This window comes from Xanthovirga aplysinae (genome assembly GCF_009711365.1).
In the GTDB taxonomy this organism is placed as follows: Bacteria; Bacteroidota; Bacteroidia; order Cytophagales; family Cyclobacteriaceae; genus Xanthovirga; species Xanthovirga aplysinae.
Genome location: NZ_SMMB01000791.1, coordinates 1 through 4,022, shown reverse-complemented (window position 1 = coordinate 4,022; position 4,022 = coordinate 1). Strand labels below are relative to the sequence as shown.

The 4,022-nt window shown below is 36.3% G+C and carries 4 protein-coding genes; 1 reads left to right on the top strand and 3 read right to left on the bottom strand.

The annotated features are described in order from the left end of the window. The first annotated feature begins 456 nt into the window (after positions 1–456). Positions 457–1,248, top strand: coding sequence for a DUF3050 domain-containing protein (locus tag E1171_RS05775; protein ID WP_187696283.1), 792 nt, complete (start codon positions 457–459; stop codon positions 1,246–1,248). Positions 1,249–1,440: 192 nt separating this feature from the next. Here E1171_RS05775 and E1171_RS05770 read toward each other — a convergent pair whose 3' ends face one another. The 3 genes from E1171_RS05770 to E1171_RS23670 all read right to left on the bottom strand — a co-directional run. Next, positions 1,441–2,421, bottom strand: a complete 981-nt coding sequence (locus E1171_RS05770) for an NAD(P)H-quinone oxidoreductase (RefSeq protein ID WP_155204979.1) — start codon at positions 2,419–2,421, stop codon at positions 1,441–1,443. An 87-nt stretch (positions 2,422–2,508) separates the two neighbouring features. After that, positions 2,509–3,564 carry a DUF3667 domain-containing protein gene (locus E1171_RS05765; RefSeq protein ID WP_187696282.1) on the bottom strand — a complete coding sequence of 352 codons (1,056 nt, stop codon included), beginning with the start codon at positions 3,562–3,564 and terminating at the stop codon, positions 2,509–2,511. A 250-nt stretch (positions 3,565–3,814) separates the two neighbouring features. Then, a partial coding sequence (locus tag E1171_RS23670; protein ID WP_187696281.1) for a hypothetical protein occupies positions 3,815–4,022 on the bottom strand: 208 nt, incomplete at its 5' end.

Genomic DNA, 4,022 nt, shown 5'->3' with positions numbered 1-4,022 from the left:
GGTAAAAAAATAAGTCATTTTCTCCTTCAGCTGTCACCTAGTTAAAAGGCAAACACAGGAAACATATTTTTGTAGATCATTCCTTTATGATCCTTTTCTTTGTATACCAAAATGAAGAAAAGACAAAAATGACACTCTTCAAATTCAGAAAAAACAAAATCCTTTATATTTAGGAATTTTGGTAATTTCGATATTAAGCTGAAAAAAATTATTACTCAAAACTAGCCCATGGATCAATAAACTGCTTTTAGACTCATCGTCATTTTCAATAATCACACTTTAAATTGTAATTTCCATTTTCCCTTAATTTAAAGGAAGATTTGATTCCTAGGTTTGCTATCAAAAACTTATCAGGTATCTTTGCCGATTTAAAGGCAGAATAATTCAGCGAAAGGGTTCATATCCTGCCCAATAGTGAGGCTGAACTGCATTTTTTATTATTTAAAGCATAAGGAAGTGGGAAGAATTGAGCAATTAAACCAAAAGCTGAATCCCTGGAAGGAGCAATTGATAAACCATCCTGTTTATCAAAACATCCAAACCGTTGAGGACTTAATAATTTTCATGGAAACACATGTTTTTGCTGTTTGGGATTTTATGTCTTTACTCAAGGCTTTACAAATTGAACTCACCTGCACAAAAGTCCCCTGGATTCCAACCCAAAACCCCAAGATCCGGAGAATGATCAATGAGATTGTAATGGAGGAAGAAAGTGATGTAGATCAAGAAGGAAAAGTGGCAAGCCACCTGGAACTCTATCTTGATGCTATGCACGCAGCTGGAGGAGAAATTAATCAGATTTCCCGGTTTATTGATGACTTAAGAAAGGGGCACCCCTTAAGTGATATCATTAAATCCCTTCCTTTTCCTTTCTTACAACACTTCCTTGAGTTCACTTTCCAAACCATTGAAAGCAAAAAATTGCATCTTATTGCCTCAGTTTTCACTTTTGGGAGAGAAGACCTGATTCCGGATATGTTCACGGCATTGGTAAAAGATTTAGATCAAAAAATGGAAACTGATCTTAGTAAGTTCATTTACTATTTGGAAAGACATATTGAATTGGACAGTGGAGAACATGGCCCTATGGCCCTCCAAATGATCGAAGAACTTTGTGGAGATGATGAGCATAAATGGGAAGAAGCTACTAAAATCAGTATGGAGGCCCTTAAAAAACGAGTGGAATTGTGGGATGGTATTAATAAAGGTATTTTAGAAAGAAGAGCTGATGCTATAGCATCTTTATAGGACACATTAGAAAAAACCAAATCATTTATTCAGGAATTGCTTTTGAAGGAAATGCCTTTTAAGAAATTTATTTTCCGAAGGGATTCTAATATTTTATAAACCTGGAAAGAAGGAGGTCATAATGATTTCTTCGTCCCTGATTGTAGAGGCAAAGCATGCCTCTTCTTGCCTTGTCTCTACAAAATCAAGTCTTTAGTTCACCTTTAAGACAATCTTTCCCATACTAATATTAGCTTCCATTCTACGGTGGGCATCAGGAATATTCTTCCAATTGTATACTTTATCCAAAACAACTTTTAACTGCCCTGATTCAAATAAAGGCCAGGCGAATTTTTTAAAATCTTGGGTCAACTCCTTTTTATAGACCTGAGAACGAGAACGCAAGGTTGATCCATTAATTTGTAGCCTTTTCATTAATAAAGCAGCCAAATTCAGGTGATCAACCTTTGGCCCTCCCAAAAAAGCCAGCAGCACCATCCGCCCATCTATGGCCAAACTATTTATATTTTGTTGAAGATATGGGCCTGCAATAAAGTCCACTACCACATCTACTCCCCTTCCCTTGCTGTAACCTTTCACCGCCTCCTGGAAATCCTCTTTTTTATAGTCAATAGCCAGTTCTGCTCCCAATTGTAAGCAGATATCATGTTTTTCAGCAGAAGCAGTGACCAAGACTTTTGCCCCAATGGCCTTAGCCAACTGTATAGCCGCCGTTCCTACTCCACTTGCTCCTGCATGAATTAATACCGTCTCCCCTTTCTTTAGTTGACAAATCCATTTCAGGGATTGATAAGCCGTCAAAAAAACCTCCGGCATGGCAGCAGCTTCCTCCATACTCCATCCCGTTGGAATGGTCATTGCCATATCTTCATGAATAATTGCAAATTCCGCATGTCCACCTCCACCTAACAATCCACATACCTGATCTCCTACATGCCATTTGGTAACCTTATCTCCACATGCCACAATGGTACCCGACATTTCCAACCCTAGTATAGGACTTTCCCCTTCAGGTACAGGATATTTACCCTCTCTTTGCAAAGTATCTGCCCGATTGATTGCTGATGCTTCCACTTTGACCAATACATCATATGAAGAGGGCTTAGGCTTTGGCCACTCTCCTATGCTTAGGCTATCCGGGCCACCCTTTCCACTTGCTATTATCGCTTTCATTAATTGGTAAAAACTTTAATATTGAATACTTTTCTCCTTTTTAAAAGGTTCATTAGGGTCAAAACAGAAAATCATCTAATCACCTACCTAATAAAAAATTAAAGATAAAAACAATTCCAAAGTGCCGGCAAAAATGATAATGAAGAAATAAAACCAACCCATGCTCAGAAACTTAAAAATGGTTTTCCTATACCCTTGTTTATAAACCCTTTTAAAAGACATAAAACAATAAAGGGTTACTAAAATAAGAAATACCCAAACCAAAGAACTTGAAAAAGGAACCCACAGCTGTATTAAAAAAAATATTCCATAAATGAGATATGCAAAGGCATGGATATGAATAGAATGGATAACATGATCCACATAAACAAACTTACGGCGTATATAGAGTAGTTTAAGTAAAAGGGCAAAAATGGGTACAATCAGAATCATCATTAAAGACAAATTACTGAACATATAATTAATGAAGAAATTAATATCATTTTCGACTAGCTTCCGAAATTGATGCAGGCCAACCTTCCACATACTCCTTTCAAAGGATGAAGTAAAAGTCCAATTAAGAGAATCTAACACTTGCTCATCTGTCAAATTTCGCCATTCGCCCCTTAGGGCTCTATAGGTACTATTAGGCCCAATGCTTAGTTGCTTTTCATTTACTCTTATCAAAGTAAAATTATTAGCCCTATCAACATCTTTCTCTGCTTCCTTAGAGGAGTCTGTTTCAATAGAAAAGGCAGTTCCCTTCTCTTCCCTCTGCCTTCTACTTTCTTTCCCCCCAATTTCAAAATTATTTAAAGGATCATTTTCTAAGAGAGCATTTTTCCATTCTGCTTTCAGGGTGTCTACTTTAGTGGAAAGTTCAGCAACGCCATTTTCTTTCTCACTATTGTTTTCTTTCTCACCTACCCCAAAAATTCCTAAAATTACTTCTTCAATGACCTCTTCCTGATTTAACTTATTTCCAATTTCTTCTGTAGCCTTTTGTACTTCATTATTCCAGGTAATCTTTAAAGCAAAAAAGAAAAATATACTCAGAATAAAATATAACCGCAAGGGGTGAACATAAGCGACTCGCTGACCTTCATTAAAGCGATTAGTGAGAAAACCAGGTTTAAAAAAGAAAGGAAAAATACTTCTACCCAATTTTGAATCCCAGGAGAGATAATTTTGAAAAACTTCCCCCAGAAATTTAAAAAAAGAAAGGTGCAATTTACTTTTTTTTTGACCACATACGGGACAATAAAGATGAGCGTCTATCAGAGGAGCATTACAATTAAAACAAGAATTAGTCTTTAGAGGTTTGGCTTCTCTTACCTTGGGATGATTCATTTTAGAAGGAAAAAAATAAATAATTTAGGAATGCCGTCATTAGTGGATAAATATCAATAATTCATCAACTATTCTTTTGATGTTCCCATTTTTGATAATCCACAAAATCTTCATGAGCTACTACTTTCCCAGCTTTCAACCGCAAAATAGTAGTGAGAGGGTATGAAAACCTAACGGTTCTGGTATCCACATCTAAAGCTGTTCCACATTGACTATAACTTAAAATTCCATAAAAAACAGCTACATCTCCAACAACGTAATGATCTATTGAC

Excerpts from the sequence above, each read along its gene's own strand:
- E1171_RS05770 (WP_155204979.1), bottom strand. The coding sequence starts at position 2,421 with ATGAAAGCGATAATAGCAAGTGGAAAGGGTGGCCCGGATAGCCTAAGC.